The organism is Spiribacter halobius (genome assembly GCF_020883455.1).
Taxonomy (GTDB): Bacteria; Pseudomonadota; Gammaproteobacteria; order Nitrococcales; family Nitrococcaceae; genus Sediminicurvatus; species Sediminicurvatus halobius.
The window spans coordinates 34369-60153 of the sequence record NZ_CP086615.1; the positions used below are offsets into that span (position 1 = coordinate 34369).

Consider the following 25785-nt stretch of genomic DNA (forward strand, 5'->3'; position numbering starts at 1 on the left):
CGCTGGTCACGCTTAGATCCGGCGTGCAAGGTGATGCGCGGCCCGTCAATCGTTGGTGAGGCTCGGCATGACACCGGCTTCCACGCGCCGCTCGATATCGCGCTGCTGGTGTTCATTGAGGAACCAGTCCGCACCTTCCCAGGCCTTCCGCCCCCACTCGCTGCCCTGGCGGGCAGCGAAGAGCGCCCAGGTGTAGGCGGTCATCTCGTCGTGCGGGACGCCAAGGCCCTGACCGTAGAGCACGTAGAGTCCGTACTGCGCGCGGGCCTCACCCTGGCGGGCAGCGCGATAAAACCACTCGGCGGCACGCTCATGGTCGATGGCAAAGGGGCCGGATCCGCGGTAGTGGATCTCGGCCATGAGGCGAGCGGCCACGGCATCGCCGTTCTCGGCCGCCCGGCGATACCATCGTGCCGCCTCCTCAAAGTCCCGCTCTACCCCCTCGCCCGCGGCATACATCAGCCCCAGGGCGCGCTGGGACGGTACCTCTCCGCCTTCAGCCGCCTTGCGATACCAACGAATCGCTTCCGCGTCATCGAGCGGTAACCCAATCCCTTCATCGAAGGAGTAAGCAATCGCTGCTTGGGCCTCGGGCAGTCCCTGTTCAGCAGCGTCCCAATAGAGGTCGAGTGCGCGGTCAGGATCGGTAGGGACACCATGACCGTAGTCATAAGCCTGTCCCAACCAGTACATGGCGCTTGCATCGCCACTCTCGGCTGCTTCCTGCAGCATGGGGATCGCCTGCTCATAGTCACCGGCCTCGTAGGCGGCGATTGCCTCCTCGAGCGGTGCCGCGGCCGCGAGTGGCGCACAGGCGAGTCCGAGGACAAGCAAAGCTAGCCGTAATGGCTGGCCTGCAGTGGAGACAACCCTGGTGGCGATCGCGCGAAGTCGCGATGTAGCTATGGGGCGCGGTCTGGCGAAGCCGGAAATGCGGGGCGGCGTAGTGTCTGCCCGCTGGGTCTGCACGGAGGCCGTTGAGAACCGATGCGCACGCGGCCCTGCCCACTGTGAACCGAGCAGCTTTGCGCCGATTTGCGTGTTAGCACCGGGACCACGGATCCGAGGCTCGCTGCGGACCACAGTCGCCCGGGAGTGGGGTGGCCTATCCATGAGCACCTCCGTGTGCAAACGGCTAATAGAACGTTAACCCCATCGGGTAAGCCGGGCAAGAGGTCAATTGTGACCGGTGCACTATTCCGCACCCGCATTCAGCCATGGGCGCCCTGATATACTCCCGCGCCCACAAACCCGCGCCCAGGAACTGCGCCATGACCGATCGAGACTCCGCCTCCGGGCAGCTTTGGACCGGCCGATTCACGGAGGCCACGGACGCCTTCGTCGAGGCCTTTACCGCCTCCGAGCACTACGACCGCCGGCTCTATCGCGAGGACATCCGTGGCTCCCAGGCGCACGCGCGGATGCTGAACGCGGTGGGGGTGCTGAGCGATGCCGATACCCGGGCCATCGTTGAAGGGCTCGACGCCATCGCCGGGGAGATCGAGCGCGGCGAGTTCCCCTGGGATCCGGGGCTCGAGGACGTGCACATGAACATCGAGGCGCGTCTGACCGCGCGCATCGGTGAGGCCGGCAAGCGCCTGCACACGGCGCGCTCCCGCAACGATCAGATCGCCACCGACGTGCGCCTGTGGCTGCGGGCGGCCACCGACGAGGCCATCGCGCTGCTGCGCCGGTTCCAGCACGGGCTGGTGGACCTGGCCGAGCGCGAGGCGGACAGCATCATGCCCGGCTTCACCCACCTGCAGGTGGCGCAGCCGGTGACCTTCGGCCATCACATGCTCGCCTGGTACGAGATGCTGGTGCGCGACGAGGGCCGCTTCCGCGACGCCCGCGAGCGGCTCGACGTCTGCCCCCTCGGCAGCGCGGCGCTGGCCGGGACCACCTTCCCGGTGGACCGCGAGCGCACTGCCCGCGAGCTCGGCTTCCGCGAGCCCACCCGCAACTCGCTGGACGCCGTGTCGGATCGGGACTTCGCCATCGAATTCGCCAGCGCCGCGGCGCTGACCATGACCCATCTCTCGCGCATGGCCGAGGAGCTGGTGCTCTGGACCTCACCCATGTTCGACTTCATCGACCTGCCGGACCGGTTCTGCACCGGCAGCTCGATCATGCCGCAGAAGAAGAACCCGGATGTCGCCGAGCTGGTGCGCGGCAAGGCCGCGAGGGCGCACGGCGCGCTGCACACCTTGCTGACCCTGATGAAGGGCCAGCCGCTGGCCTACAACCGCGACAACCAGGAGGACAAGGAGCCGCTGTTCGACGCCGCCGACGCACTGCGCGACAGCCTGCGCGCCTTCGCCGACATGGTGCCGGCCCTCACGGTCAAGCGCGACAACGCCCGTGAGGCGGCGCGTCGGGGCTTTGCCACCGCAACCGACCTGGCCGACTACCTGGTGCGCCAGGGTGTGGCCTTCCGCGACGCCCACGAGATCGTCGGCCGTGCCGTCCGCCACGGTGTGGCGCATGGGCGGGACCTGGCCGAGATGAGCCTGGAGGAGCTTCGCGGCTTCTCCGAGGCCATCGGCGAAGACGTCTTCCAGGTGCTCACCCTGGAGGGCTCGGTGGCTGCCCGCGACCACCTCGGGGGCACGGCGCCGGCCCAGGTGCGCGCCCAGGTCGCCGCCGCCCGCGAGCGCCTGGCTGGCGACAGTTCCTAGCCCGCCTATCTCACCGATTCGCGGCTGCGGGCGCGGATCTGGCGGGCAGGCCGGCGTTGCGCTCGGCCCGGGTGCTCGACGTACTGTCGAGTACGCCTGCGCGCCCGGGCTCTCGCGCGCCTTGTCCTGCCCGCCATCTCCACGCCCTCGCTTCGCGAATCGGTGAGATAGGCGGGCTAGGGCGCGCCTCCGGGACGCCGGTTCGTTGGGGATTGACCGCCAAGACGCGAAGGACGCGAAAGGGGACGCAAAGCGCCAAAGGCGTTACTGATTGCGCGCCTGCCTCAGCCACCGTTCCGGCATCACCGCCCACGGAAGGCGATACAGGCGCCATTCCCGGTATTGCTTTAACCCCGCTCGCGGCCGCGTGCCTGCGCGCCCCGCAAGCTTGGCTGAGCACTATCCGTAATCACGGAGGCTTGCGGAGCCAGGAATGCCGGCTCATGGACGTGCAGGCTTTTCCCGGCTGTCGCTTTCCTTTGCGTCCTTTGCGTCCTCTGCGCCTTCGCGGTTAATCCCCCGGCTGCAGCGCCAGGGCCCGGCGCAGCCACTGGCCGAGGGCCTGGATCTCTTCCAGGCAGACCTGGTGCTGCATCGGGTACTGGTGCCACTCCACGTCGTAGCCGGCATCCTCGAGCGTGTTGCGGGTGCTGGTGCCGAGCTCGAAGGCGAGGACCGGGTCGTACTCGCCGTGGGCGAGGAAGACCGGCGTGCGGCGATTGGCGTCGCTCGCCTCGTCGGCGAGGCGGGCCGGCAACGGCAGGTAGGTGGAGAGGCCCATGATGCCGGCGAGGCGTTCCGGATGACGCAGCCCGGTGTGCAGCGCCACCGCGCCGCCCTGGGAGAATCCCGCCAGCACCACGCGCTCCGCCGGCACCCCGCGCTCGCCCTCGCGGGCGATCAGCGCCCGGGCGTGTCCGGCCGCCTCCGCGAGGCCGGCCTCGTCCTGACGCGCCTGCCGGTCGAGGCCGATGATGTCGTACCAGGCGCGCATGGCCATGCCGCCGTTGAGCGTCACCGGGCGCACGGGGGCGTGGGGGAAGACGAAGCGCACGGCCGCTCCAGCGGGCAGCTGAAGCTCCGGGACGATGGGCTCGAAGTCGTGGCCGTCGGCGCCGAGGCCGTGCAGCCAGATGACGCTCGCGCTGGCGTCGGCCGGGCCGACCTCCACGGTCTCGAGCAGCGAATCGCTCATGGGTGCCTCCCTGGGTTGGCATTCGGTGCAGGGCTGATCGTTCAGGGTACCCATCATGGCGAGGCGATGCGCGCCCGCTGCCGCGCCAACCCGTGCCTCCGTGCCGACGTGGCTTGTCCGCGGCGGAGGTCAGAGTGTTCGTGTGACTGCCCGTGACGGAACTCTGCAGCGCGGCGTGGCTGAGGCCTTCAGCCCCGTTATACTGGCGCATTTTCGCCGCCGGGAGACCGCCATGCTGGTGCGGAGCCTTGTCGCTGCCCTGCTCGCTGCGTCACTGATGGCGGGGTGTGGCGTGAAGGGGGATCTCTACCTGCCCCCCGAGGATACCGAGGAGACGGCTGAATGAGTTTCGAGCGCCGGGACGGGCGACTATATGCCGAGGACGTGCCGCTCGAGGATCTCGCTGCGCGCTTCGGCACGCCGCTGTATGTCTACTCGCGGGCGGCCATTGAGTCGGCCTGGCAGGCCTACGCCGCGGCCTTCGCCGAGCGCGAGCATCTGATCTGCTACGCGGTGAAGGCGAACGGCAATCTGGCCGTGCTGGCGACGCTGGCGCGGCTCGGCAGCGGCTTCGACATCGTCTCCCAGGGCGAGCTGGAGCGGGTGCTGGCCGCCGGCGGCGACCCGGCGCGCACCGTGTTCTCCGGGGTCGGCAAGGGCGAGGCGGAGATGGCGCGGGCGCTGGAGGTGGGTATCCTCGCCTTCAACGTCGAGTCCGAGGGCGAGCTGCATCGCCTGGATGCGGTGGCACGGCGGCTGGGGCAGCGGGCGCCGGTGTCGCTGCGGGTCAACCCGGACGTGGACGCCGAGACCCATCCCTACATCTCCACCGGGCTCAGGGAGAACAAATTCGGCATCGACATCGCCCGTGCCGAGGCGGTGTACCGGGAGGCGGTGACGCTGCCCGGCATTCGGGTCACCGGGGTGGACTTCCATATCGGCTCGCAGCTCACCCGGATCGCGCCGTTGGCGGAGGCCCTGGAGCGGACCCTGGGCCTGGTAGATCGGCTGGCGGCTGCGGGCATTCCGCTCGCCCACATCGACGTCGGCGGCGGGCTCGGCATCCGCTACCGCGACGAGGATCCACCGGCCCCCGCGGCGCTGGCGGAGGCGCTAGCGCCCGCTCTGGCCGGACGGCCGCAGCGGCTGCTCCTGGAGCCAGGCCGGGCCCTGGTGGGCGACGCCGGCGTTCTGCTCACGCGAGTGGAATACCTCAAGCACGACCATCGCGACTTCGCCATCGTGGACGCGGGCATGAACGACCTGCTCCGCCCCGCCCTCTATGACGCCTGGCAGGCCATCGAGCCGGTGCGCGAGCGGCGCGGCCGCAGCCGTTGCTACGACGTCGTCGGCCCGGTCTGCGAGAGCGCGGACTTCCTCGGCCGCGGGCGTGAGCTCGCCATTGCCCCGGGGGACGTGCTCGCCGTGCGCAGTGCCGGGGCCTACGGATTCGTGATGAGCTCGCAGTACAACGCCCGCCGGCGGGCAGCCGAGGTGCTGGTGGACGGCGGACGGGCGGAGCTGGTGCGGGCGCGGGAGTCCTGGGAGGATCTCTGGCGCGGGGAGCGCATCCCGGGGTGACGGCGATGGACGTCAGCCTGTGGGTGGTGCTGCTGCCAGTGCTGGCGTTCTTCGTGCTGCAGCTGAGCGGCACCCTCAGCCGCTACGCGGGGCGTCGCGGCGGCCGGCGCCTGAGCCGGCGGCAGGCGCTGGTGCTGTTCGTGCTGGGCACGGCGGCGATGATCTGGATCAGCGTGCGCGTGCTTTAGTGTCCCTCGAGGGACACTTGGGAGGCCTGGATGGAGCGGCTCGCCTTCACCAAGATGCAGGGCCTTGGCAACGACTTCGTCGTCCTGGACGGGGTCACGCGCCGGCTCGCCCTGGCGCCGGAGCAGATCCGCCACCTGGCCGACCGGCGCCTCGGCGTCGGCTGCGATCAGGTGCTGGTGGTCGAGCCGGCCACCGCGCCCGACGCCGACTTCCGCTACCGCATCTTCAACGCCGACGGCGGCGAGGTGGAGCACTGCGGCAACGGCGTGCGCTGCCTGGCGCGCTTCCTCCTCGAGCGGGGGCTGACCGAGCGCCGCGAGCTGACCCTGCAGACCGGCGAGGGCCGCGCCGTGGTGCGGGTGTGCAGCGACGGTCCGGTGACCGTGGACATGGGGCCGCCCATCCTCGATCCGGCCCGCATTCCCTTCCAGGCGCCGGCGGAGGCGACGAGCTATGCGCTGCGGGTCGACGGCACGATGCTGGAGATCGCGGCCGTGTCCATGGGCAACCCTCACGCCGTGCTCGCCGTGGAGGACGTGGACCGCGCCCCGGTGGCCCAGCTCGGGCCCAGCATCGAGTCGCATCCGGACTTCCCGCGCCGGGTGAACGCCGGCTTCATGCAGGTGGTGGATCGCGGACACATCCGCCTGCGGGTGTTCGAGCGGGGCGTGGGCGAGACCCTGGCCTGCGGGACCGGGGCCTGTGCCGCGGTGGTGGCGGGGCGCCTGCGCGGCTGGCTGGACGACTCCGTAGCCGTCGACCTGCCCGGCGGGCGGCTGGTGATACACTGGTCCGGACGGGGCGAGCCGGTCTGGATGACAGGCCCGGCGGTCACGGTCTTCGACGGGGTGATCTCGATCTGAACGGCGCACGGGCGCATCGCACGGTATGGGCATGAGCACACAGCAGCCGGAACAGCGCCCCGAGGGGCCGGTGAGCGACGACAACGCCGTCGCCGAGTATCTCCTGGCGCACCCGGACTTCCTCCGCCGGCGGCGCGACGTGCTCGCGGCGCTGGACATCCCCCACGACGTCTCCCCGGCGGTCTCGCTGATCGAGCGCCAGGTGGCGGTGCTGAGCGAGGAGGCGTCGCAGCTGCGCGGCCGGCTCGACGAGCTGCTGCGCGTGGCGCGGGACAACGACCGCCTGGCCGACCAGCTGCACCGCTTTACCCTGGAGCTGCTGGCGGCGGATGGGCTGGAGCGCGTGCTGGTGACGCTGCGCGACGGGCTGCGCCACGACTTCCGCGCCGATGTGGTGCAGGTGGTGCTGGTGGGCAGCGGCCTGCCGGCGGTGGACGTGCCGGTGCTGGCCGCGGACGATCCCGCGGCGCTGCGGCTGTGGGAGGCGTTTCCGGACGCGCGGCCGCGGGTGGGCCGGCTCGACCGCGAGTCGCTGGACCTCGTCTTCGGCGACCATGCCGAGGGTCTGCGCTCGGCGGCGGTGGTGCCGCTGGACGAGCCGCCGCTGCGCGGCCTGATCGCCATTGGCAGCCGCGATCCGGAGCGCTACTGCGCGGATCACGGCACCGTGTTCCTCGAGCGCCTCGGCGCCGTGGCGGCCCGGGTGCTGCGCCAGGCGATGCCCCGGTAGCGCGCCCGTGAGCGCGGACGCCCTCGCCGACGGCATCACGCGCTTCCTCGCCCATCTGCGCGACGAGCGCCGGCTCTCGCCCCTCACCGCGCGCCATTACCGGCGCGACCTCGAGAGCTTCGCCGCGGCCTGCCGGGGGACCGGCATCGGCGCCTGGCGTGAGGTCACCAGCGGCGAGGTGCGCAGCTGGCTCGCCGCGCGCCACCGCCAGGGCCTCTCCCCCCGCTCGCTGCAGCGCGGGCTGTCCGCCGTGCGCAGCCTCTATCGCTACCTGCTGCGCGAAGGGCTGGCCGGCCACGACCCGGCCGCCGAGGTGCGTGCCCCACGGGTGCGGCGGCGGCTGCCGGCCACGCTGGATGTCGACGAGACCGCACGGCTGCTGGACGCCGCCCCGGCGGAGCGTGACGATTCCCTCGCCTGTCGCGACCGGGCCCTGTTCGAGCTGGTCTACGGTTCCGGGCTGCGTCTCGCCGAGGTGGCCGCGCTGGACGTGGCGGACGTGGCCGGGGGGTCGGCGGAGCTGCGGGTGCTGGGCAAGGGTGCGCGCACCCGGGTGGTGCCGGTGGGCCGGCACGCGCGCGCGGCGCTGCAGGTCTGGCTGCATCACCGGCACGGGCTGGCCGGCGTCGAGCAGCCGGCACTGTTCGTCAGCCGCCGCGGTGGCCGGCTCTCCCATCGTGCCATCCAGCAGCGCCTCACGGCCCTTGCCCGCCGCCGCGGGCTGGATCGACCCGTGCACCCGCACATGCTGCGCCATGCCTTCGCCACGCATCTGCTGGAGTCGAGCGGTGACCTGCGCGCGGTCCAGGAGCTGCTCGGCCACGCCGACATCGGCACCACGCAGATCTACACGCACCTCGACTTCCAGCACCTGGCGGAGGTCTATGACCGGGCCCATCCGAGGGCGCGGTTGAAAAACAAGTAACAAGTAACAAGTAACAAGTAACAAGTAACAAGTGGCAAGCGGCAGGAGCAGGGAACAGGGGGGTCGGCTGGCGATGCCTCCACGTCTGGCTCCCTTCCGGCTTGCAACTTGCGACTTGCAACTTGCAGCTTTCAACTCGTGCCCCGCCACCCTGCGTTAGAATCGCCAATCCAATCGGACCTCCGGAGCTCCCGTGCAGCAATACCAGGCCACCACCATCCTTGCCGTCCGCCGCCATGGCCAGGTGGCCATCGGCGGGGACGGGCAGGTGACCCTCGGCGATACGGTGATGAAGGGCAACGCGCGCAAGGTGCGGCGGCTCTTCCACGGGCGGGTGCTGGCGGGCTTTGCCGGCGGCACCGCCGACGCCTTTACCCTGTTCGAGCGCTTCGAGGCCCAGCTTGAGCAGCACCGCGGCCAGCTCACCCGCGCCGCGGTGGAGATGGCCAAGGACTGGCGCTCGGACCGCGCCCTGCGCCGGCTGGAGGCGCTGCTCATGGTCGCCGACCGGGATGCCCTGCTGATGATCTCCGGCAACGGCGACGTGGTGGAGCCCGAGCGCGAGCTGATGGCCATCGGCTCCGGCGCCGGCTACGCCCAGGCGGCGGCCCAGGCCCTGATGGCGGAGACGGAGCTCTCGGCCGAGGGCATTGTCGAGCGGGCGCTAGGGATTGCCGCGGACATCTGCATCTACACCAACCATCAGCTCACCATCGAGACACTGGCGGCGGAGCCGAGCGAATGAGTCAGATGACCCCGCGGGAGATCGTCCAGGAGCTGGACAAGCACATCGTCGGCCAGGCCGAGGCCAAGCGGGCGGTGGCCATCGCCCTGCGCAACCGCTGGCGCCGGATGCAGGTGGACGAGCAGCTGCGCCCCGAGATCACGCCGAAGAACATCCTGATGATCGGGCCCACCGGCGTCGGCAAGACCGAGATCGCCCGGAGGCTGGCGCGCCTCGCCAATGCCCCGTTCATCAAGATCGAGGCGACCAAGTTCACCGAGGTGGGCTACGTTGGCCGGGATGTGGAGTCCATCGTCCGCGATCTGGTGGACAACGCCATCAAGATGACGCGCCAGGCGGAGATGGCCAAGGTGGCCGGACGGGCCGAGGACGCCGCCGAGGAGCGCATCCTCGACGCCCTGCTGCCCCAGGCCCGTGGCGGCAGCGACGACCAGAGCGTGGACGCCACCCGCCAGAAGATGCGCAAGAAGCTGCGCGAGGGAGACCTGGACGAGCGCGAGATCGAGATCGAGGTGAAGAGCCTCGGCCAGGGCGCGGAGATCATGGCGCCCCCCGGCATGGAGGAGCTCACCAGCCAGCTACAGGGCATGTTCCAGAACCTGGCCGGCGAGCGCAGCAAGCGCCGGCGCCTGCGCATCCGCGACGCCTTCCGCGTATTGCGTGAGGAGGAGGCGGCGAAGCTCATCAACGAGGAAGAGGTCAAGCAGCAGGCCCTGGAGTCGGTGGAGCAGAACGGTATCGTGTTCATCGACGAGATCGACAAGGTGGCCAAGCGTGCCGAATCCGGCAGCGGTGGCGACGTCTCCCGGGAGGGCGTGCAGCGCGACCTGCTGCCGCTGGTGGAGGGGAGCACGGTGTCCACCCGCCACGGCATGGTGAACACGGACCACATCCTGTTCATCGCCTCCGGCGCCTTCCACGTAAGCAAGCCCTCGGACCTCATCCCCGAGCTGCAGGGCCGGCTGCCCATCCGCGTGGAGCTGGACTCCCTCGACACCGACGACTTCGTGCGCATCCTCACCGAGCCGGACGCCGCGCTCACGCGCCAGTACGAGGCCCTGCTTGCCACCGAGGGGGTGACCGTGCGCTTCGCCGGGGACGGCCTGCAGCGCATCGCCGAAGTGGCCTGGCAGGTCAACGAGCGCACCGAGAACATCGGCGCCCGCCGCCTGCACACCGTCCTCGAGCGCCTGCTCGAGCAGCTCTCGTACAATGCCCCGGAACGCGACGGCGAGACCGTCACCATCGACGCCGCCTACGTCGACGAGCACCTCTCGGGGCTCGCGCAGGACGAGGATCTGAGTCGTTACATCCTCTGAGGGAGGAGTTCAAAGTCCGAAGTTCAAAGTTCAAAGACCGCCTTCGCGAAGCCCCGGGCGCCTTTGGCGTCGGATTCGCGAACGGGCCTATCGGCTCCGGTCTTTGAACTTTGAACTGAGAACCTTGAACTCAACAACCAAAGGTTGTTGCCATGAAAAGACCCGACCGCACCGACACCGGCCGCATGCCCACCGACATCCGGCTGCACCGGCGCTCGCGGGTGCTGGAGGTGGCGTTCGACAACGGCGAGCGCTTCAATCTTCCGGCGGAGTATCTGCGGGTGTACTCGCCCTCGGCGGAGGTGCGCGGGCACGGGCCGGGGCAGGCGGTGCTGCAGGTGGGCAAGGAGGACGTCGGCATCAATGGCATCGAGCCGGTGGGGCAGTACGCGCTGCGCATCGAGTTCGACGACGGCCACAACACCGGCCTCTACTCCTGGGATCTGCTCTACGATCTCGGCGCGAACTACGACGCCTACTGGCAGTCCTACCTCGAGGCGCTTGAGGAGGCCGGCTATCAGCGCAGCGGCGGGGACTGACACCATGACCGGGGAGCACGACCAGGACGCGGTGGACTTCGGCTACCGGCAGGTGCCGGCTGCGGAGAAGGCGGCCCGTGTGGGTGAGGTGTTCCGGTCCGTGGCGGGCCGCTACGACGTCATGAACGATCTCATGTCCGCCGGTCTGCACCGCATCTGGAAGCGCCAGGCGCTGAACCTCATCGCCGCGCGCCCCGGGCAGCGGGTGCTGGACCTCGCTGCCGGCACCGGCGACCTCAGCCGCGGCCTGGCCAGGCAGGTTGGGGCCAGTGGCCGCGTGATCGTCTCCGACATCAATCCGTCCATGCTGACCCTGGGCCGTGACCGGCTCACCGACGCCGGCGTGGTCGGCAACGTCGACTACGTGCTCGCCGATGCCGAGTGCCTGCCCTTCGCCGACCGCAGCATGGACCGGGTGAGCATGGCCTTCGGCCTGCGCAACGTCACCCGCAAGGAGCGGGCGCTGGCGGCAATGCGGCGGGTGCTGCGCCCCGGTGGCCGGCTGGTGGTGCTGGAGTTCTCCCGGCTCTACCTCACGCCGCTGCGGCCGGCCTACGATCTCTACTCGTTCCGCATGCTGCCGCTGATGGGGCGGCTGGTAGCGGGCGACGCCGAGAGCTACCGCTACCTCGCCGAGTCCATCCGCATGCACCCGGACCAGGAGACCCTGCTCGGGATGATGCAGGAGGCCGGCTTCGAGGACTGCGACTACGTCAATCTGAGCGGGGGCATCGTCGCCCTGCACTACGGCCACGTGTACTGACGCCATGCCCGATGCCACGGAAGCGCGGCTCGCCGCCGGCACGCTGCGGGTGCTGCAAGCGGCACTCAACCGCGTGCTCGCCCTCGACCCGGATACGCCCCGCCGCCTGCGTCCGCTCGCCGGGCGCAGCCTCGCCGTACAGCTCACCGAGCCGCCGCTGCACCTGCGGCTCGCCTTCACGGACGCGGCGCTGGAGCTGGCGCCCGCGGCCGACACCGATGCGCCCGCGGACGCGACCCTGGAGGCGAGTCTCGGCGGCCTGATCGGTCTCGTGCTCTCCCGCGGCGAGCGCAGCCGGGACGTCGCCTTCCGCGGCGACGTCGGCGTCATCCAGGAGGTGCGCCGGCTGTTCGGCGAGCTGGAGGTGGACCTCGAGGAGCAGCTCGCCGCGGTCACTGGCGACGTGATCGCCCATCAGGTGGGCAATGCCGCTCGCGGCGGCCAGGCGTGGGGGCGACAGGCCGCCGATACCCTGCTGCGCAACACCGGCGAGTGGCTCACCGAGGAGCGGCGGCTGCTGCCGCCGGCCGCGGAGGCCCGCCACTTCCTGCGTGAGGTGGACCGCCTGCGCGAGGATACCGATCGCCTGGAGGCGCGGCTGCGCCGGCTGGAGCGCCGGCGCGGGGAGGGCTCGTGATCCCGCGCCCGGCGCTGCTCCTGCGCTTCGCCCAGATCAATTTCATCCTGCTGCGCCACGGCCTCGACGAGGTCCTGCTCGCCACGCGGCTGTTCCGCCCGCTGCGCTTTCTGCGCCTGTTCATGCCCTGGGCCTGGTTCCGCCGCCGCCAACGCCCCCGGGGCGAGCGCATTCGGCTCGCGCTGGAGGATCTCGGGCCAATCTTCGTGAAGTTCGGCCAGATCCTCTCCACCCGGCGCGATCTGCTGCCGCCGGATATCGCCGTGGAGCTCTCCTACCTGCAGGACCGGGTGCCTCCGTTCCCCGGAGCGGTGGCGCGGGCAATCATCGAGCGCGAGTACCAGCAGCCGGTGGATGCCTATTTCGCCCATCTGGAGCCGGAGCCGCTGGCCTCGGCATCCATCGCCCAGGTCCACGGCGCCCGGCTGCACGATGGCCGCGACGTGGTGGTGAAGGTGGTGCGCCCGGGCATCGAGCGGGCCATCGAGCGCGATCTGAGGCTGCTCTACACGTTTGCCCACCTGGCCCAGCGCTACTGGACCGAGGGCCACCGGCTGCGCCCGGTGGAGGTGGTGCGGGAGTTCGACAACACCCTGCACGACGAGCTGGACCTGATGCGCGAGGCCGCCAACGCCTCGCAGCTCAAGCGCAACTTCCAGGACTCCGAGCTGCTGTACGTCCCGGAGGTCTACTGGCCGGGCACGCGCCTGCGGGTGATGGTGATGGAGCGCATCCACGGCGTGCAGATCAACGACGTGGAGCGCCTGCGGGCGAGCGGCGTGGACATGAAGGCGCTGGCGGAGCGCGGCGTTGAGATCTTTTTCACCCAGGTCTTCCGGGACAGCTTCTTCCACGCCGACATGCATCCCGGCAACGTCTTCGTCGACGTCAGCGATCCCGCCGCGCCGGTCTACAAGGCCGTGGACTTCGGCATCATGGGCTCGCTCAATCCGGTGGACCACCGCTACCTCGCGGACAACTTCCTCGCCTTCTTCAACCGCGACTACCGGCGCGTGGCAGAGCTGCACGTGGAATCGGGCTGGGTGCCCCCGGATACCCGCATCGACGAGTTCGAGGCGGCCATGCGCACGGTCTGCGAGCCCATCTTCGAGCGCCCGCTCGGCGAGATCTCCTTCGGGGCGCTGCTGCTGCGGCTGTTCCAGACCGGGCGGCGCTTCAAGATGGAGATCCAGCCGCAGCTGGTGCTGCTGCAGAAGACCCTGCTCGCCATCGAGGGCCTGGGCCGCGATCTCTACCCCCAGCTCGATCTCTGGAGCACCGGCAAGCCTTATCTTGAGCGCTGGATGCGCGAGCAGCTCGGCACCCAGGCGGTGCTGAAGAACCTGCGCCGGGAGCTGCCGAAGCTCGGCGAGATCCTCCCGGGTCTGCCGGCCCGCATGGATGCCGCGCTCACCGAGATGGCCGCAAGCCGGCACCGGCAGCAGGACCAGGAGCGGCGGCTGGAGGCGCTGCGCCGGGAGCTGCGCAACAACGGCCGCCGCAGCTTCGCTGCCATTGTCGGTTCGGCGCTGGTGGTCTCGGCCTTCATCATCGCCGGCCTCGACGGCCGCAGCCCCACCATGCTCGGCGAGGCCCCCCTGGTGAGCTGGGTCATCGGCAGCCTGGGCGGGGTGCTGTGGCTGGCGGCGTGGCCCCGCGACTAGGCGCGACTGGTCGCGCCTAGTCGCGAGTTCAAGGTTGCAAGTTCAAAGTTCAAAGTGGGGAGAGGGTCCGCCGTGGCACTGCAGGTGCGGCGGGTGTCTTTGAACTTTGAACTGTGAACTTTGAACTCGCCCTACGGCCCAGCGGCAAAGAGCTGCTGGGCCGTAGGGCGCTGCAGCCGCGCCTCGACTTCCTCTGCCTTTTCTCGTCCGCAGACCAGCTCGATCAGGCGCAGGGCGAAGTCCATGGCGGTGCCGGGGCCGCGGGAGGTGACGATGCGGCCGTCCACCACCACCGGGTCCTCCCGGTAGTCGACGTCCGCCACTTCGTCCAGCCAGCCGGGGAAGCTGGTGGCGCTGCGCCCGGCGAGCAGGCCGGCGCCGGCGAGAATGCTGGGCGCGGCACAGATGGCGCCAAGCCAGGCACCGGCCTCGGCGTGGCGGCGCAGCAGGGTCTGCAGGTTGGGGTCCGCGGCGAGGGCCTGGGCGCCGGGGCCGCCGCCGGGCAGGACGACCAGGTCGAAATCCTCCGTCGCCGCCTCGGCCAGGGTGCGATCGGGGAGCAGGCGCACGCCGCGGCTCGCCTCGATCGGGCCGTCGCCGAGGCCGGCGACGGTCACGGCGACGCCGGCGCGGCGCAGCAGGTCGATCACGGTGACGGCTTCAAGCTCCTCGCTGCCGGGAGCGATGGGGACGAGGGCAGTGACCATTGCACGATCTCCTCGTTCGGGGTCTCTTCGACCTCGGGTTCCGGAATGAGCTCGCTCACCCGTACAAAGCGGATGCCCTCGCGGGCGAGGGCCGGCAGCCGTCGCTCGAGCACCGCGAGGGTGTTTGGCCGCGGATGGCCGATGCCCACCGCCTGGCCTTCGCGCCGGGCCTCGGCGACGAGCCGGGCAAGCTGGCGCTCGATGGCCGCCGGGTCTGCATCATGATCCAGGAACACATCGCGCTCGACAAAAGGCCGGCCGTGCTCGCCGGCGATCTGCCTGGCCACGGTGTGATGGGTGGTGCGGCTGTCGACGAAGTAGAGATCGCCGTGGCCGGCCAGGGCCTCCATCAGCCACGCCATGTGTCCCGGGTGGCGGGTGATCAGGCTGCCCATGTGGTTGTTCAGCCCGCGGGCGTTGGGCACGGCCTCGAGATTGCGCGCCAGGGTGGCGTGCAGCTCGCCTTCGGTGGTGTCCAGCCACAGGGCGCCGCGGCCCACCGGGCCGGGCCGCTCGGCCTGCATCGGCTGATGCAGCATGACCTCCTTGCCGGCCGCCGGCGCCGCCTCCGCGGTGGCGCGTGCGTGCGGGGTGTGCGGCAGGATCGCGAGGGTCAGCGGGACCGGCAGGGCCAGGGTGCGTTCGGCGGCCGCACGGTCGGTGCCGATGTCGTCGATGATGAGCGCGACGCGGGGCTCGCCGGCCAGGGCCGGCAGTGCCGTGGCGAGCAGAAGGAGCGTGGTCAGCGCCCGCGCCATGTCACTCCGTCCGGCCCAGGATGGCCAGCCCCTTCAGCAGGTTGAGCGCCTCCGCCAGGGCGTAGTCCTCGGCGGCCAGGGCCTCGGCCGCGCGTGCCTCTTCCCGGCTCTGCTCGCCGTTCTCGTTGCGCAGATGGCGCGGCAGGTCAGACTCGCGCATGCCCTGTCCCGGGGACTCGCTGCGGCTCACCTGCACGTTGGCGATGGTCACGTCCGGGGCAATGCCCTCGGCCTGGATGGATCGGCCGTCGGGTGTGTAGTAGCGGGCCGTGGTCAGCTTCACGGCGTTGCCGTCGCGCAGGGGCAGGATGGTCTGGACCGAGCCTTTGCCAAAGGTGCGCTCACCCATGATCACCGCCCGGCGATGATCCTGCAGCGCGCCGGCCACGATCTCCGAGGCGGAGGCCGAGCCGCCGTTGACCAGCACCACCAGCGGCGCGCCGTTGAGGGCATCGTTGGGGGTTGCGCTGAAGCTCATCTCGGCGCGCTCGATACGGCCCTCGGTGTAGACGATGCGGCCCTCGCTGAGGAAGGCGTCCGCCACCTCCACCGCGGCATCCAGCACGCCGCCGGGGTTGTTGCGCAGGTCGAGCACCAGACCGTCGAGGCCGCCCTCGGTCTCCGCCTGCAGACGGTCCAGCGCCTCCAGGGCCTCCACACCGGTGTTGGACTGGAACTGACTGATGCGCAGGTAGCCGAAGCCGTCGTCGAGCATGCGCGCCCGCACGCTTTCCACCTGGATCACGGCGCGCTCGAGGGTGACCTCCAGGGGGGCGTCCTCGCCCTCGCGCAGGATGGTGAGCATGATCTCGGTGCCCGGCTCGCCGCGCATCGCCGTGACCGCCTCCTGGAGGCTCATGCCCTTCACCGACTGACCGTCGATGCGCACGATCAGGTCGCCGGCGCGGATACCGGCCCGATCCGCCGGGGTGCCATCGATGGGCGCGATCACCTCGACGAAACCGTCCTCCATGCCGACCTCGATGCCGAGGCCCCCGAACTCGCCGCGGGTACCCTCCTGCAGGTCCTGGTACTCGCTGCGGTCGAGATAAGACGAGTGCGGGTCCAGGCCCTCGAGCATGCCGCGGATGGCGCTCTCGATGAGCTGCTCGTCCTCCACCTCGCCGACGTAGTCGCGCTTGATGCGCTCGAACACCTCGGTGAAGGTACGCAGATCCTCCAGCGGCAGCTCCGCGCCCGCCTCACGCTGAGCCAGTACGCCCTGTGCGGTGGCCAGCAGCAGGCCGAGCAGGACGCTGGCGGTGAGCGCGTAGAGGGTCTTCGGGAATCGCATAGGCTCAAGTCTCTCGCCCGTGTTGTCGTGCCGGCGCCATTGCGCGCCTCAGCTGCGGCTGCGCAGCCAGGCCACCGGATCCACCGGGTCGCCGTCGGCCCGGACCTCGAAGTACAGGGCACTGCCCCGGCGACCGCCGCTGTCGCCGACGGCGGCGATCACCTCGCCGGGCGCCACCCAGTCCCCCACCTCCCGATAGAGTGACTGGTTGCGGCCGTAAAGGGTGAGATACCCGTCACCGTGGTCAATGATGAGCAGCAGGCCGAGTCCGCGCAACCAGTCGGCGAACACCACCCGGCCGTGGGCCACCGCCCGTACCGGCGCGCCCTGCTCGCCGTCGATGAGCAGCCCCGTCCAGCGCACGCCGCCCGAGCGCTGGCTGCCGTAGCCGGCCAGCACGCGGCCCTCCAGCGGCCAGGCCAGATCGCCCTTGTGCGCCGGGAAGGGCCGCGCCTCGGCGGTCGTCTCCGGGATGTCGGCCAGGGTGTCGCGCAGCCGCCCCACCAGATCGGCCAGTGCCTCCGCCTGCTGCTCCAGGTCGGCGAGGGTGCCGCCCTGGCGCTCGATGCGCTCGCGCAGCTCGGCGAGCAGGGCCTCGCGCTCGGCCCTGCCCGCCTCCAGCCGTTGCAGGCGACTCTCCCGCTCCGCCCGGGCCTGTTCCAGGGCCTCCTGCTCCGAGCGCCGGCGCTCGCGCAGCCGGCGCAGCGTCTCCACGGCATCCAGCGCGGCCTCGATGCGCTCACCACGGGCCCGGCCCAGATAGCCGTAGTAGGCGATCATGCGGTCCACCCGGTCCGGGTCCTCCTGATTGAGCAGCAGCCTCAGCACGCCCTCACGGCCCACCCGGTAAGCGGCCCGCAGCTCGGCGGCGAGGCGCTCCCGCTGTCGGGCGACGTTCTCGCGCTCGGTGGCGATCTCCGACTCCAGCGCCTCCACGCGCTCGGCGCGGGCGGCGATCTCGCGCTCCAGCGCGCGCACGTCGCCGGCGATCTCGCCGATGCGCCGCTCGAGCTCCGCGAGGCCGGCGCTGAGGCTGTCCTCGCGCTGCCGGTCCTGGTCGATGGCCGCCTCGAGCTCACCGATACGCTCGCGCAGGGTCTCCAGGCGTTCGGCCTTGGCACCGACGTCGTCCTGCGCCGCGGCGCCGGCGGCGAGCAGACCAAGGGCAAGACCGGTAAAGATATGGAGGATGCGCGTCATCGGTTTCCGGTTGCGGCTGGTATACTCCCGCCCCGCGACGATACGCCGCTGCGGCGGCCGGCGCACCGGCCCCCGGGCCAGACGCATCGAATTGGGGGTCCCGGTGGCGGCGACCCCGACAGCCCACGGCCTTAACGGACCACGCAAGCCCCATGGAAAGAGTCGTCGAATTCGCCGGCAACCATCCCCTGCTCATGCTGGCACTGGTGGCCACGCTGGCCGCCATCGCCGCCAACGAGTTCATGCAGTACCGGCGCAGCCGCGATGCCGTGGACGCCGATACCGCCACCCGGCTCTACAATCGGGACGAGGCGGTGTTCGTCGACATCCGGGGCGAGAACGCCTACCACAGCTTGCGCTTGCCGGGGGCAGTGAACGTGCCGCTGGAGCATCTGGACAAGCAGGCCGGTCGCCTGGATCGCTTCAAGGGCCGGGCGCTCATCGTCTACTGCGACAGCGGCCGGCAGAGCCTGCGCGGGGTGCAGGCGCTCAAGGCCAAGGGCTGGGAGGCGGTCTACCAGCTCAAGGGCGGCATCAACGCCTGGCGCGAGAACAGCCTGCCCACCGAGGGCCGTGGTTGAGCGCCGGGTAACCGGACACAAGCGGAGGCAGCATGGCGGAAGACAACCAGAACACGGGCACGAGCAACGGCGCCGCCGGCGCCGCCGGCGCCGAGGCGCCCAAGCAGCAGTTCGGGATCCAGCGGGTGTATCTCAAGGACGCCTCGCTGGAGACGCCGGCGACCCCGGAAATCTTCCGCGAGGGCGGCAAGCCCGAGGCGCGGGTGGAGCTGAACAGCCGCCGCACGGCGCTGCCCGACGACCACCATGAGGTGGTGCTCACGGTAACGGTGACCGCCAAGGTCGGCGAGCGCACGGCCTATCTCTGCGAGGTGCAGCAGGCAGGCATCTTCGCCGTGCGTGGCTTTCCGGAGGCGGCGGCGGATCAGCTCCTCGGCAGCTACTGCCCCAACGTGCTGTTCCCCTATGCCCGCGAGGCCGTCTCGGACCTCACCGGCAAGGCCGGTTTCCCGCCCATGCTGCTGGCGCCGGTGAACTTCGACGCCCTCTACGCCCGGCAGAAGGCGCAGCGCCAGCAGGCCGCCGGGCAGACCCCGGAGCAGGCCGGCGGCGAGGTCGGCCAGGAGCACTAGCGGAGCGGCAGGCGGCCATGCAGCGGTTCGCGGTCCTCGGCGCCGGTTCCTGGGGCACTGCCCTGGCGCTGGTGCTCGCCCGCAACGGCCATACCGTGCGCCTCTGGGGCCACGACCGGGAGCGCATGGCGGCGCTTGCCCGGGAGCGTCGCAACACCCGCTACCTGCCGGATGCGGCCCTGCCTGACCAGGTAGCGCCCACCGCGGATCTGGACGCCGCCCTCGTCGATGCCGAGGCCGTGCTGGTGGTGGTGCCGAGCGTCGCCTTCGGCGAGGTGCTGGCGGCGGTGGCGTCGCGGCTGCCGCCGGGAGTCGGGCTCGCCTGGGCCACCAAGGGGCTCGACGCCGACTCCGGCGGGCTGCTGCATCAGCTCGCCCGCCGCCATCTGCCCACCACGCCGCTGGCCGTGCTCTCCGGACCGAGCTTCGCCGCCGAGGTGGCCCGCGGCCTGCCAACGGCGGTCAGCCTGGCCGCCACCGAGGCGGACTGGGCCGAACGCCTCGCCGCCGCCTTCCACGACGAGCGCTTCCGGGTCTATACGAGCACCGACGTCATCGGCGTCGAGCTCGGCGGCGCGGTGAAGAACGTCCTTGCCATCGCCACGGGCATCGCCGACGGCCTCGGCTTCGGCGCCAACGCCCGGGCCGGGCTGATCACCCGCGGGCTCGCCGAGGTCCGCCGCCTCGGCCGTGCCCTCGGCGCCGAGGACCACACCCTCACCGGCCTGGCCGGCATGGGCGACCTCATTCTCACCTGCACCGACGACCAGTCCCGCAACCGCCGCCTCGGCCTCGCCCTCGGTCGTGGCGAGTCCCTGGATGGCGCCGTCGCCGCCATCGGTCAGGTGGTGGAGGGTGTCCGCACCGCCGGTGAGCTCCACCGCCTCGCCGCCGACTGCGGCGTCGAGCTCCCCATCGCCCACCAGGTCCACCGCGTAGTGGCGGAGGGCCTCGCCCCGCACGAGGCCGCCCGCAATCTCATGCAGCGGGCAGCGCGCGCGGAGTTCGAGTAGCGCCGCTTTGCGGCCGCTACTCGAACTCCGCGCGCGCTGCCCGTTCAAAGTTGCGAGTTCAAAGTTCAAAGGGACCAGTCAGCACCGCCCGGCGGCGTCTTCGGACTTTGAACTTTGAACTTTGAACTGCAGCTTGGCTACGCCGGCGTGCCGCCGGCGTAGCCAAGCTGCCGCCACGCCTCGAACACCGTCACCGCCACCGCGTTGGAGAGGTTGAGGCTGCGGTTGCCCGGGACCATGGGCAGGTGCAGGCGCTGGGCCGGAGGCAGGGTATCGAGGAACTCCGGGGGCAGGCCGCGGCTTTCCGGGCCGAACAGCAGGGCATCGTCCGGGCGATAGCGGACCGTGTCGAAGCGGGTGGGGCCGCGGGTGGTGAGGGCGAGTACCCGACGGGGGGCGATGGCTGCGAGAAACGCCGAATAGTCCGCATGGACCCGGATGCTCGCGAACTCGCGGTAGTCAAGTCCGGCGCGGCGCAGCCGGGCGTCCTCGAGGGCGAAGCCCAGCGGCGCGATCAGATGCAGCCGGGCGCCGGTGTTGGCGCACAGCCGGATGACGTTGCCGGTGTTGGGCGGGATCTCCGGCCGCCAGAGAACGACGTCCAGCGGCATCAGAAGCGCCGGCGAACGCTCACCCCGAGGCGCTCGCGGGCACCGGCCTCGCCGTGGATGACGATGGCGCCGGTGCGGTCGAGGGCGATGGCGAGCTCCCCCCAGGCCCCCGTGTCCTCGTCGCCCTCCACCGGGCGCGTGCTCTCGCCCTCCACGCGCAGGTCGCCGTCGATGCTCCGGGCGAAGGCGCCGCCGGCGAGCTCCCAGCCGCCGGCGTCGAAGGCGATCCCGGCCCGGCCCTCCAGCTCGGCCCACTCCAGGGTCGTGGTGCGGTCGTCCTCCCGGCTGTCGACGTCGTGCCAGATCCAGCTGGCATCCCCGAGCAGCGCCAGGCCGCCCCCGAGCGGCAGCCGCGAGCGCAGCAGCACGCCGGCGAAAACGCCGTCGAGCCCCAGGCCCTCGGTGGCGGGCTCGCCGTCCTGGCGCAGCCACACGGCGCCGGCGGTGAGGCCGGGCTGGAAACCGGGCCGGCTGGTCTCGCGCAGGGTGGCGGCAAGCCGGGTGATGCGGGTGTCCCGCGGCGGGCTGTCGTCGTAGCGCAGCCGCGTCTCCTCCCGGCTCGCCTCCAGAGACAGGGCGACACCCTGGGCCGCGGCGGCGCCGGGCAGTGCGAGGCCGAGCGCCAGCATCAGCGCCAGACCGGGTGCCCTCACGGTGTCCGCCCCCGCCGCACCGGCCGCTCCGGGTCGCGGATCCACTCGCTCCAGGAGCCCGCATAGAGGGCGACGCCCTCGATACCGGTGTGGGCGAGGGCGAGCAGGTGATGGCAGGCCGTCACCCCCGAGCCGCACATGACCGCGGCCGGTCGCCCGCCGGCGTGCGCCAGCAGGGTGCGCCACTCGGTCTCCAGGGTGGCTTCCGGCTGCAGCCGCTGGTCCGGGCCCAGGTTGCGGGTAAAGGGCCGGTTGAGGGCCCCCGGAACGTGGCCTGCCACCGGATCCATCGGCTCGCTCTCACCGGCGTAGCGCTCCTCGCTGCGGGCATCCACCAGCAGCCAGCCCTCCGGCTCGCGGGCGAGCGCGGCAGTGTCCACCACCGGCATGCTGCCCGGGCGGGGAATGAAGCGGGCGCCCGGGCGCTCCGGGGCGGCGTCGTCCAGGTCCCCGCCCATGGCCCGCCAGGCCTCGAGCCCGCCGTTGAGCACCGCGACGGCGTCGTGGCCGAGCCAGCGCAGCAGCCACCAGAGGCGGGCGGCGAACATGCCCGGGCCGCTGTCATAGGCGACCACCTGGGTGTCGTTGCCGATGCCGTGCCGCGAGAGCCAGGCCGCGAGCGCGTCCGGGTCAGGCAGCGGGTGGCGGCCGGTGTGGCGCTGGCGCGGCCCGGAGAGAACCTGTTCGAGATCGGCGAACACGGCCCCCGGAATATGCCCCGCCTGCCAGGCCCGCCGCCCTGCCTCGGGGTCGGCGAGATCGAATCGGCAGTCCACCACGGCCCAGTCCGGCGCGTGCAGCCGCTGGTGGAGCGTCTGCGGATCGATCAGCGTGGTGAACGGCATGCTGGTCTTTCCTCCTCGCGGGCGTTGGTATTCAACACAACGACACAAAGGACACAAAGGAACACAACGTAAGAGGGAGGTGATTTCTGCTGATCGACGTTGGAGCCTGCCACGCATCCGAAACCAGCACCCGCGAGACCGCAGGTCGATTCACCGTGGGCGCCGGGTGCTACTGCCCCATCTTACGCGACCGGCCGCTGTACCGTGTTCGGCGAGCAGCACGACGGGAGCGATCGCCGCGCCCGTCTTGTAATCAGGATCTTCTCCCCGTTGTGATCCGTTGTGCTCGTGGTGTCGTTGTGTTGAATCTCCCCGCCGGATAGCCCCGCATCGGCTCCAACCCCGGCAGCACAAGGCAGCACTAAGGCAGCAGCACCGTGGAGCCGGTGGTGCGGCGGCCCTCCAGGGCGCGGTGCGCCTCGGCGGCCTCCGCCAGCGGGAAGCGCTCGTTGACCTCGATGCGCACCGCCCCCTGCTCCACCACCTCGAACAGCTCGCGGGCGGTGGCGAGCAGGTCCTCCCGGCTGGCGGTGTAGTGGAAGAGCGTGGGACGGGTGAGGAACAGCGAGCCCTTCTTCGCCAGAAGGCCGACGTCCAGCGGCGGTACCGGTCCGGAGGACTGGCCGAAGCTCACCAGCGTCCCTCGCCGGCGCAGGCAGTCCAGGGAGCGCTCGAAGGTGTCGCGGCCCACGGAGTCGTACACGGCGGCGACGCCCTCGCCGCCGGTGAGCTCGCGCACCCGCTCCACGAAGTCCTCCTCGCGGTAGCGGATCGGGTGCTCGCAGCCGTGGGCGCGGGCGAGCTCGGCCTTCTCGGCACTGCCGACGGTGCCGATGACCATGGCGCCGAGATGGCGCGCCCACTGGCAGGCGATGAGCCCGACGCCGCCGGCGGCGGCATGGATGAGCACGGCGTCGCCGGGCTGCACGCGGTAGGCCCGGCGCAGCAGATACTGGGCGGTCATGCCCTTGAGCATCATGCCGGCGGCCTGCTCGTCGGCGATGCCGTCGGGGAGCGGCACCAGCCGGTCGGCGGCGATCACGCGCTGCTCGGCGTAGCTGCCGGGGGGCGGCGAGGCGTAGGCGACGCGCTCGCCCACGGCGAGCTCGGTAACACCCTCGCCTACGGCCTCTACCACGCCGGCTGCCTCCATGCCGGGAGTGAACGGCAGCCCCGCCGGCTGATAGAGCCCGGTGCGGAAGTAGACGTCGATGTAGTTCACGCCGATCACGGTGTGCCGCACCAGCGCCTCGCCGGGGCCGGGTGCCGGCACGGTCACCGACTCCCAGCGCATCTGCTCGGGGCCGCCGTGCTGGTGAACGCGAATGGCCTGCACCATGGGTAGGCTCCTACTGCTCGGAAACGGTAGCGGCCTCGGCCGGGGCGGACATCGCCGCCTCCACCGCCGCCAGGGCCGTCATGTTGACGATGCCGCGGACGGTCACCGACGGCGTGAGGATGTGCGCGGGCTGGCCCACACCGAGCATGATCGGGCCGATGGAGACCGAGTCCGTCACCGTCTTCAGCAGGTTGAAGGCGATGTTGGCGGCATCCAGCGTCGGCATGATCAGCAGGTTGGCCTGCCCCTTGAGCCGTGAGTTGGGGAAGATGCGCCGCCGGATCTCCTCGTTGATGGCGGCGTCGCCGTGCATCTCGCCCTCGACCTCGAGGCTCGGGTCGCGGTCCTCGATCAGCCGCATGGCCTCGCGCATCTTCACCGCCTCGGGCGCCTCGGAGGTGCCGAAGCTCGAGTGCGAGAGCAGCGCCACCTTGGGCACGATGCCGAAGCGGCGGATCTCGTCGGCGGCCAGCACGGTCATCTCCGCGATCTGGTGCGGGGTGGGGTCCTGGTTGACGTAGGTGTCGCAGAGGAAGAGCGTGCCCTTGGGGGAGATGATGGCGTTCATCGCCGCGAGGTTATGCACCCCGGGGCGGCGGCCGAGCACCTCCTCCACGTAGCGCAGCTGCCGCGGGTAGGTGCCCACCATCCCGGAGAGCATGGCGTCCGCCTCGCCGCGGCGGACCATGAGGGCGGCGATCACGGTGTTGCGGGTGCGCACGATCTGGCGGGCGCGGTCCGGGGTCACGCCCCGGCGCTCCATGATCGAGTGGTAGAGGGTCCAGTACTCGCGGTAGCGCGGATCGTCCTCGGGGTCCACCAGCTCGAAGTGCTGGTCGATCTCGATGCGCAGGCCGAGCCGCTCGAGCCGCATCTGCACCACGCGCCGGCGGCCGATGACGACGGGCTTCGCCAGGCCGTCGTCCACCACGACCTGGATGGCCCGCAGCACGCGCTCGTCCTCGCCGTCGCCGTAGACCACGCGCCGGGGATTCTGGCTGGCGCGCTCGAAGATCGGCTTCATCACCAGGCCGGACTGGAACACGTACTGGGACAGGCGCAGCCGGTAGGCGGCGAAGTCGTCGATGGGCTGGGTCGCCGCGCCGCTGTCCATGGCGGCCTTGGCCACCGCCGGCGCGATGCGCGTGATCAGCCGCGGGTCGAAGGGCTTCGGGATCAGGTACTCGGGGCCGAAGCTCAGCGGCTTGCCGCCATAGGCGGCGACCACCACGTCCGAGGACTCCACCGTCGCCAGGTCCGCAATGGCGCGCACGCAGGCCTTCTTCATCTCCTTGTTGATGGTGGTGGCGCCGACGTCGAGAGCGCCGCGGAAGATGAACGGGAAGCAGAGGACGTTGTTGACCTGGTTGGGGTAGTCCGAGCGGCCGGTGGCGATGATGGCGTCGGGCTTCTCCTCCAGCGCCTCCTCCGGCCAGATCTCCGGAGTGGGGTTGGCCAGCGCCATGATCAGCGGCCTGTCCGCCATCTTGCGGACCATCTCCCGCTTGAGGACGCCCGGCGCGGAGAGGCCGAGGAAAATGTCCGCGCCCTCCATGGCGTCAGCCAGGGTGCGGGCATCGGTCTCCACCGCGTAGGCGCCCTTGCGCTCGTCCATGTATTCCTTGCGGCCCTTGTAGATCACGCCCTTGCGGTCGGTGGCGATGATGTTCTCGGGCTTCACGCCCATGGACACCAGCAGGTCCAGACAGGCAATGGCGGAGGCGCCGGCGCCGGAGGTGACGAGCTTCACCTCCTCGAACTTCTTCCCTACCAGGCGCAGGCCATTGTAGATGGCCGCTGCGGCGGTGATGGCGGTGCCGTGCTGGTCGTCGTGGAACACCGGGATGCCCATGCGCTCCTGGAGCTTCTCCTCCACCACGAAGCACTCGGGGGACTTGATGTCCTCCAGGTTGATGGCGCCGAAGGTGGGTTCCAGGCTGGCGATGATGTCCACCAGCTTGTCCGGATCGAGCTCGTCGATCTCGATGTCGAAGACGTCGATCCCGGCGAACTTCTTGAACAGGACGCCCTTGCCCTCCATCACCGGCTTCGAGGCCAGCGGCCCGATGGCGCCGAGGCCGAGCACGGCGGTGCCGTTGGTGATTACCCCCACGAGGTTGCCGCGGGCGGTGACGGTGGCGGCCTCCGCGGGGTTGTCGACGATGGCCTCGCAGGCCGCGGCGACGCCGGGGCTGTAGGCCAGCGCCAGGTCGCGCTGATTCGCCAGCGGCTTGGTGGGCGTGACCGCGATCTTCCCCGGCGTGGGCAGGCGGTGGTACTCGAGCGCGCTTTCGCGGAAATCTTCAGCCATCTTCGTCCCCTAAGGTCCACGGTCTGGCGGTGCTGCACGCTAGGCTAGCAAAGCCCACCCACAACCGTAATGC

The 25785-nt window shown here is 70.8% G+C and carries 27 protein-coding genes; 16 read left to right on the plus strand and 11 right to left on the minus strand.

What is annotated here, in order from left to right:
* Nucleotides 1–45 precede the first annotated feature (45 nt).
* On the minus strand, nt 46–732 hold the full coding sequence (locus LMH63_RS00125; RefSeq protein ID WP_158280354.1) for a tetratricopeptide repeat protein: 687 nt from the start codon (nt 730–732) through the stop codon (nt 46–48).
* 539 nt (nt 733–1271) lie between these two features.
* Here LMH63_RS00125 and argH point away from each other — a divergent pair.
* Nucleotides 1272–2678 (plus strand): argininosuccinate lyase, encoded by a 1407-nt coding sequence (gene argH, locus LMH63_RS00130; protein WP_109678359.1) that lies wholly within the window; start codon nt 1272–1274, stop codon nt 2676–2678.
* 511 nt (nt 2679–3189) lie between these two features.
* On the opposite strand, the gene LMH63_RS00135 is transcribed toward argH, so the two are convergent.
* Nucleotides 3190–3873, minus strand: coding sequence for an alpha/beta hydrolase (locus tag LMH63_RS00135; RefSeq protein WP_109678361.1), 684 nt, complete (start codon nt 3871–3873; stop codon nt 3190–3192).
* 232 nt (nt 3874–4105) lie between these two features.
* Between LMH63_RS00135 and lptM the strand changes: the two genes are divergently transcribed.
* From lptM to ubiB, 12 genes are all read left to right on the plus strand, one after another.
* Nucleotides 4106–4219, plus strand: coding sequence for an LPS translocon maturation chaperone LptM (lptM, locus tag LMH63_RS00140; protein ID WP_109678363.1), 114 nt, complete (start codon nt 4106–4108; stop codon nt 4217–4219).
* Entirely contained in the window at nt 4216–5454 is a 1239-nt protein-coding gene (gene lysA, locus LMH63_RS00145) for a diaminopimelate decarboxylase (RefSeq protein WP_109678365.1), read from the plus strand. The genes lptM and lysA overlap by 4 nt, the downstream gene beginning before the upstream one ends.
* 5 nt (nt 5455–5459) lie before the next feature.
* Nucleotides 5460–5642 (plus strand): hypothetical protein, encoded by a 183-nt coding sequence (locus LMH63_RS00150; protein WP_146205201.1) that lies wholly within the window; start codon nt 5460–5462, stop codon nt 5640–5642.
* A gap of 30 nt (nt 5643–5672) precedes the next feature.
* A complete protein-coding gene (gene dapF / locus LMH63_RS00155; RefSeq protein WP_109678369.1) occupies nt 5673–6506 on the plus strand; it encodes a diaminopimelate epimerase in 834 nt (277 codons plus the stop codon).
* Between the two features lie 31 nt (nt 6507–6537).
* Nucleotides 6538–7236 (plus strand): DUF484 family protein, encoded by a 699-nt coding sequence (locus LMH63_RS00160; protein WP_158280355.1) that lies wholly within the window; start codon nt 6538–6540, stop codon nt 7234–7236.
* A 7-nt stretch (nt 7237–7243) separates the two neighbouring features.
* The gene (gene xerC, locus LMH63_RS00165; RefSeq protein ID WP_109678373.1) at nt 7244–8161 is read left to right on the plus strand and encodes a tyrosine recombinase XerC; all 918 of its coding nucleotides are present in this window, start codon (nt 7244–7246) and stop codon (nt 8159–8161) included.
* Between the two features lie 193 nt (nt 8162–8354).
* Nucleotides 8355–8906: an ATP-dependent protease subunit HslV gene (hslV, locus tag LMH63_RS00170; RefSeq protein WP_109678375.1), complete on the plus strand. Its 552-nt coding sequence runs from the start codon at nt 8355–8357 to the stop codon at nt 8904–8906.
* On the plus strand, nt 8903–10225 hold the full coding sequence (gene hslU, locus LMH63_RS00175; RefSeq protein ID WP_109678377.1) for an ATP-dependent protease ATPase subunit HslU: 1323 nt from the start codon (nt 8903–8905) through the stop codon (nt 10223–10225). Before hslV ends, hslU begins: the two co-directional genes overlap by 4 nt.
* 152 nt (nt 10226–10377) lie before the next feature.
* Complete coding sequence (locus LMH63_RS00180; RefSeq protein WP_146205202.1) at nt 10378–10764, plus strand: gamma-butyrobetaine hydroxylase family protein; 387 nt, start codon at nt 10378–10380, stop codon at nt 10762–10764.
* Nucleotides 10765–10768: 4 nt separating this feature from the next.
* Nucleotides 10769–11527 carry a bifunctional demethylmenaquinone methyltransferase/2-methoxy-6-polyprenyl-1,4-benzoquinol methylase UbiE gene (ubiE, locus tag LMH63_RS00185; protein ID WP_199225647.1) on the plus strand — a complete coding sequence of 253 codons (759 nt, stop codon included), beginning with the start codon at nt 10769–10771 and terminating at the stop codon, nt 11525–11527.
* A 4-nt stretch (nt 11528–11531) separates the two neighbouring features.
* Nucleotides 11532–12164 carry a ubiquinone biosynthesis accessory factor UbiJ gene (locus tag LMH63_RS00190; RefSeq protein ID WP_109678381.1) on the plus strand — a complete coding sequence of 211 codons (633 nt, stop codon included), beginning with the start codon at nt 11532–11534 and terminating at the stop codon, nt 12162–12164.
* Nucleotides 12161–13828 (plus strand): ubiquinone biosynthesis regulatory protein kinase UbiB, encoded by a 1668-nt coding sequence (gene ubiB / locus LMH63_RS00195; protein WP_109678383.1) that lies wholly within the window; start codon nt 12161–12163, stop codon nt 13826–13828. The genes LMH63_RS00190 and ubiB overlap by 4 nt, the downstream gene beginning before the upstream one ends.
* A 131-nt stretch (nt 13829–13959) precedes the next feature.
* On the opposite strand, the gene LMH63_RS00200 is transcribed toward ubiB, so the two are convergent.
* Genes LMH63_RS00200 through LMH63_RS00215 form a run of 4 tightly spaced genes read right to left on the minus strand, consistent with a single transcriptional unit; the run spans nt 13960 to nt 17787 of the window.
* Complete coding sequence (locus tag LMH63_RS00200; RefSeq protein WP_109678385.1) at nt 13960–14535, minus strand: DJ-1 family glyoxalase III; 576 nt, start codon at nt 14533–14535, stop codon at nt 13960–13962.
* Complete coding sequence (locus LMH63_RS00205; protein ID WP_109678387.1) at nt 14475–15293, minus strand: divergent polysaccharide deacetylase family protein; 819 nt, start codon at nt 15291–15293, stop codon at nt 14475–14477. The genes LMH63_RS00200 and LMH63_RS00205 overlap by 61 nt, the downstream gene beginning before the upstream one ends.
* A gap of 1 nt (nt 15294) precedes the next feature.
* Nucleotides 15295–16587 (minus strand): S41 family peptidase, encoded by a 1293-nt coding sequence (locus LMH63_RS00210; RefSeq protein ID WP_109678389.1) that lies wholly within the window; start codon nt 16585–16587, stop codon nt 15295–15297.
* A gap of 48 nt (nt 16588–16635) precedes the next feature.
* Entirely contained in the window at nt 16636–17787 is a 1152-nt protein-coding gene (locus LMH63_RS00215; protein WP_109678391.1) for a murein hydrolase activator EnvC family protein, read from the minus strand.
* A 152-nt stretch (nt 17788–17939) separates the two neighbouring features.
* On the opposite strand from LMH63_RS00215, the gene LMH63_RS00220 reads away from it, so the two are divergent.
* Genes LMH63_RS00220 through LMH63_RS00230 form a run of 3 tightly spaced genes read left to right on the plus strand, consistent with a single transcriptional unit; the run spans nt 17940 to nt 19953 of the window.
* On the plus strand, nt 17940–18368 hold the full coding sequence (locus tag LMH63_RS00220) for a rhodanese-like domain-containing protein (RefSeq protein WP_109678393.1): 429 nt from the start codon (nt 17940–17942) through the stop codon (nt 18366–18368).
* 32 nt (nt 18369–18400) lie between these two features.
* Nucleotides 18401–18940, plus strand: a complete 540-nt coding sequence (gene secB, locus LMH63_RS00225) for a protein-export chaperone SecB (protein ID WP_109678395.1) — start codon at nt 18401–18403, stop codon at nt 18938–18940.
* Between the two features lie 17 nt (nt 18941–18957).
* Nucleotides 18958–19953 carry an NAD(P)H-dependent glycerol-3-phosphate dehydrogenase gene (locus LMH63_RS00230; protein ID WP_109678397.1) on the plus strand — a complete coding sequence of 332 codons (996 nt, stop codon included), beginning with the start codon at nt 18958–18960 and terminating at the stop codon, nt 19951–19953.
* Between the two features lie 137 nt (nt 19954–20090).
* On the opposite strand, the gene LMH63_RS00235 is transcribed toward LMH63_RS00230, so the two are convergent.
* The 5 genes from LMH63_RS00235 to LMH63_RS00255 all read right to left on the minus strand — a co-directional run bounded on the left by LMH63_RS00235 (nt 20091) and on the right by LMH63_RS00255 (nt 25712).
* Entirely contained in the window at nt 20091–20564 is a 474-nt protein-coding gene (locus LMH63_RS00235; protein ID WP_109679230.1) for a tRNA (cytidine(34)-2'-O)-methyltransferase, read from the minus strand.
* Nucleotides 20564–21217, minus strand: coding sequence for a hypothetical protein (locus LMH63_RS00240; protein ID WP_146205233.1), 654 nt, complete (start codon nt 21215–21217; stop codon nt 20564–20566). The genes LMH63_RS00235 and LMH63_RS00240 overlap by 1 nt, the downstream gene beginning before the upstream one ends.
* A complete protein-coding gene (locus LMH63_RS00245; RefSeq protein ID WP_109679232.1) occupies nt 21214–22062 on the minus strand; it encodes a sulfurtransferase in 849 nt (282 codons plus the stop codon). Before LMH63_RS00245 ends, LMH63_RS00240 begins: the two co-directional genes overlap by 4 nt.
* A 361-nt stretch (nt 22063–22423) precedes the next feature.
* The gene (locus tag LMH63_RS00250) at nt 22424–23401 is read right to left on the minus strand and encodes a quinone oxidoreductase family protein (protein WP_109679233.1); all 978 of its coding nucleotides are present in this window, start codon (nt 23399–23401) and stop codon (nt 22424–22426) included.
* Nucleotides 23402–23411: 10 nt separating this feature from the next.
* Nucleotides 23412–25712 carry an NADP-dependent malic enzyme gene (locus tag LMH63_RS00255; protein ID WP_109679234.1) on the minus strand — a complete coding sequence of 767 codons (2301 nt, stop codon included), beginning with the start codon at nt 25710–25712 and terminating at the stop codon, nt 23412–23414.
* Between the last annotated feature and the right edge of the window lie 73 nt (nt 25713–25785).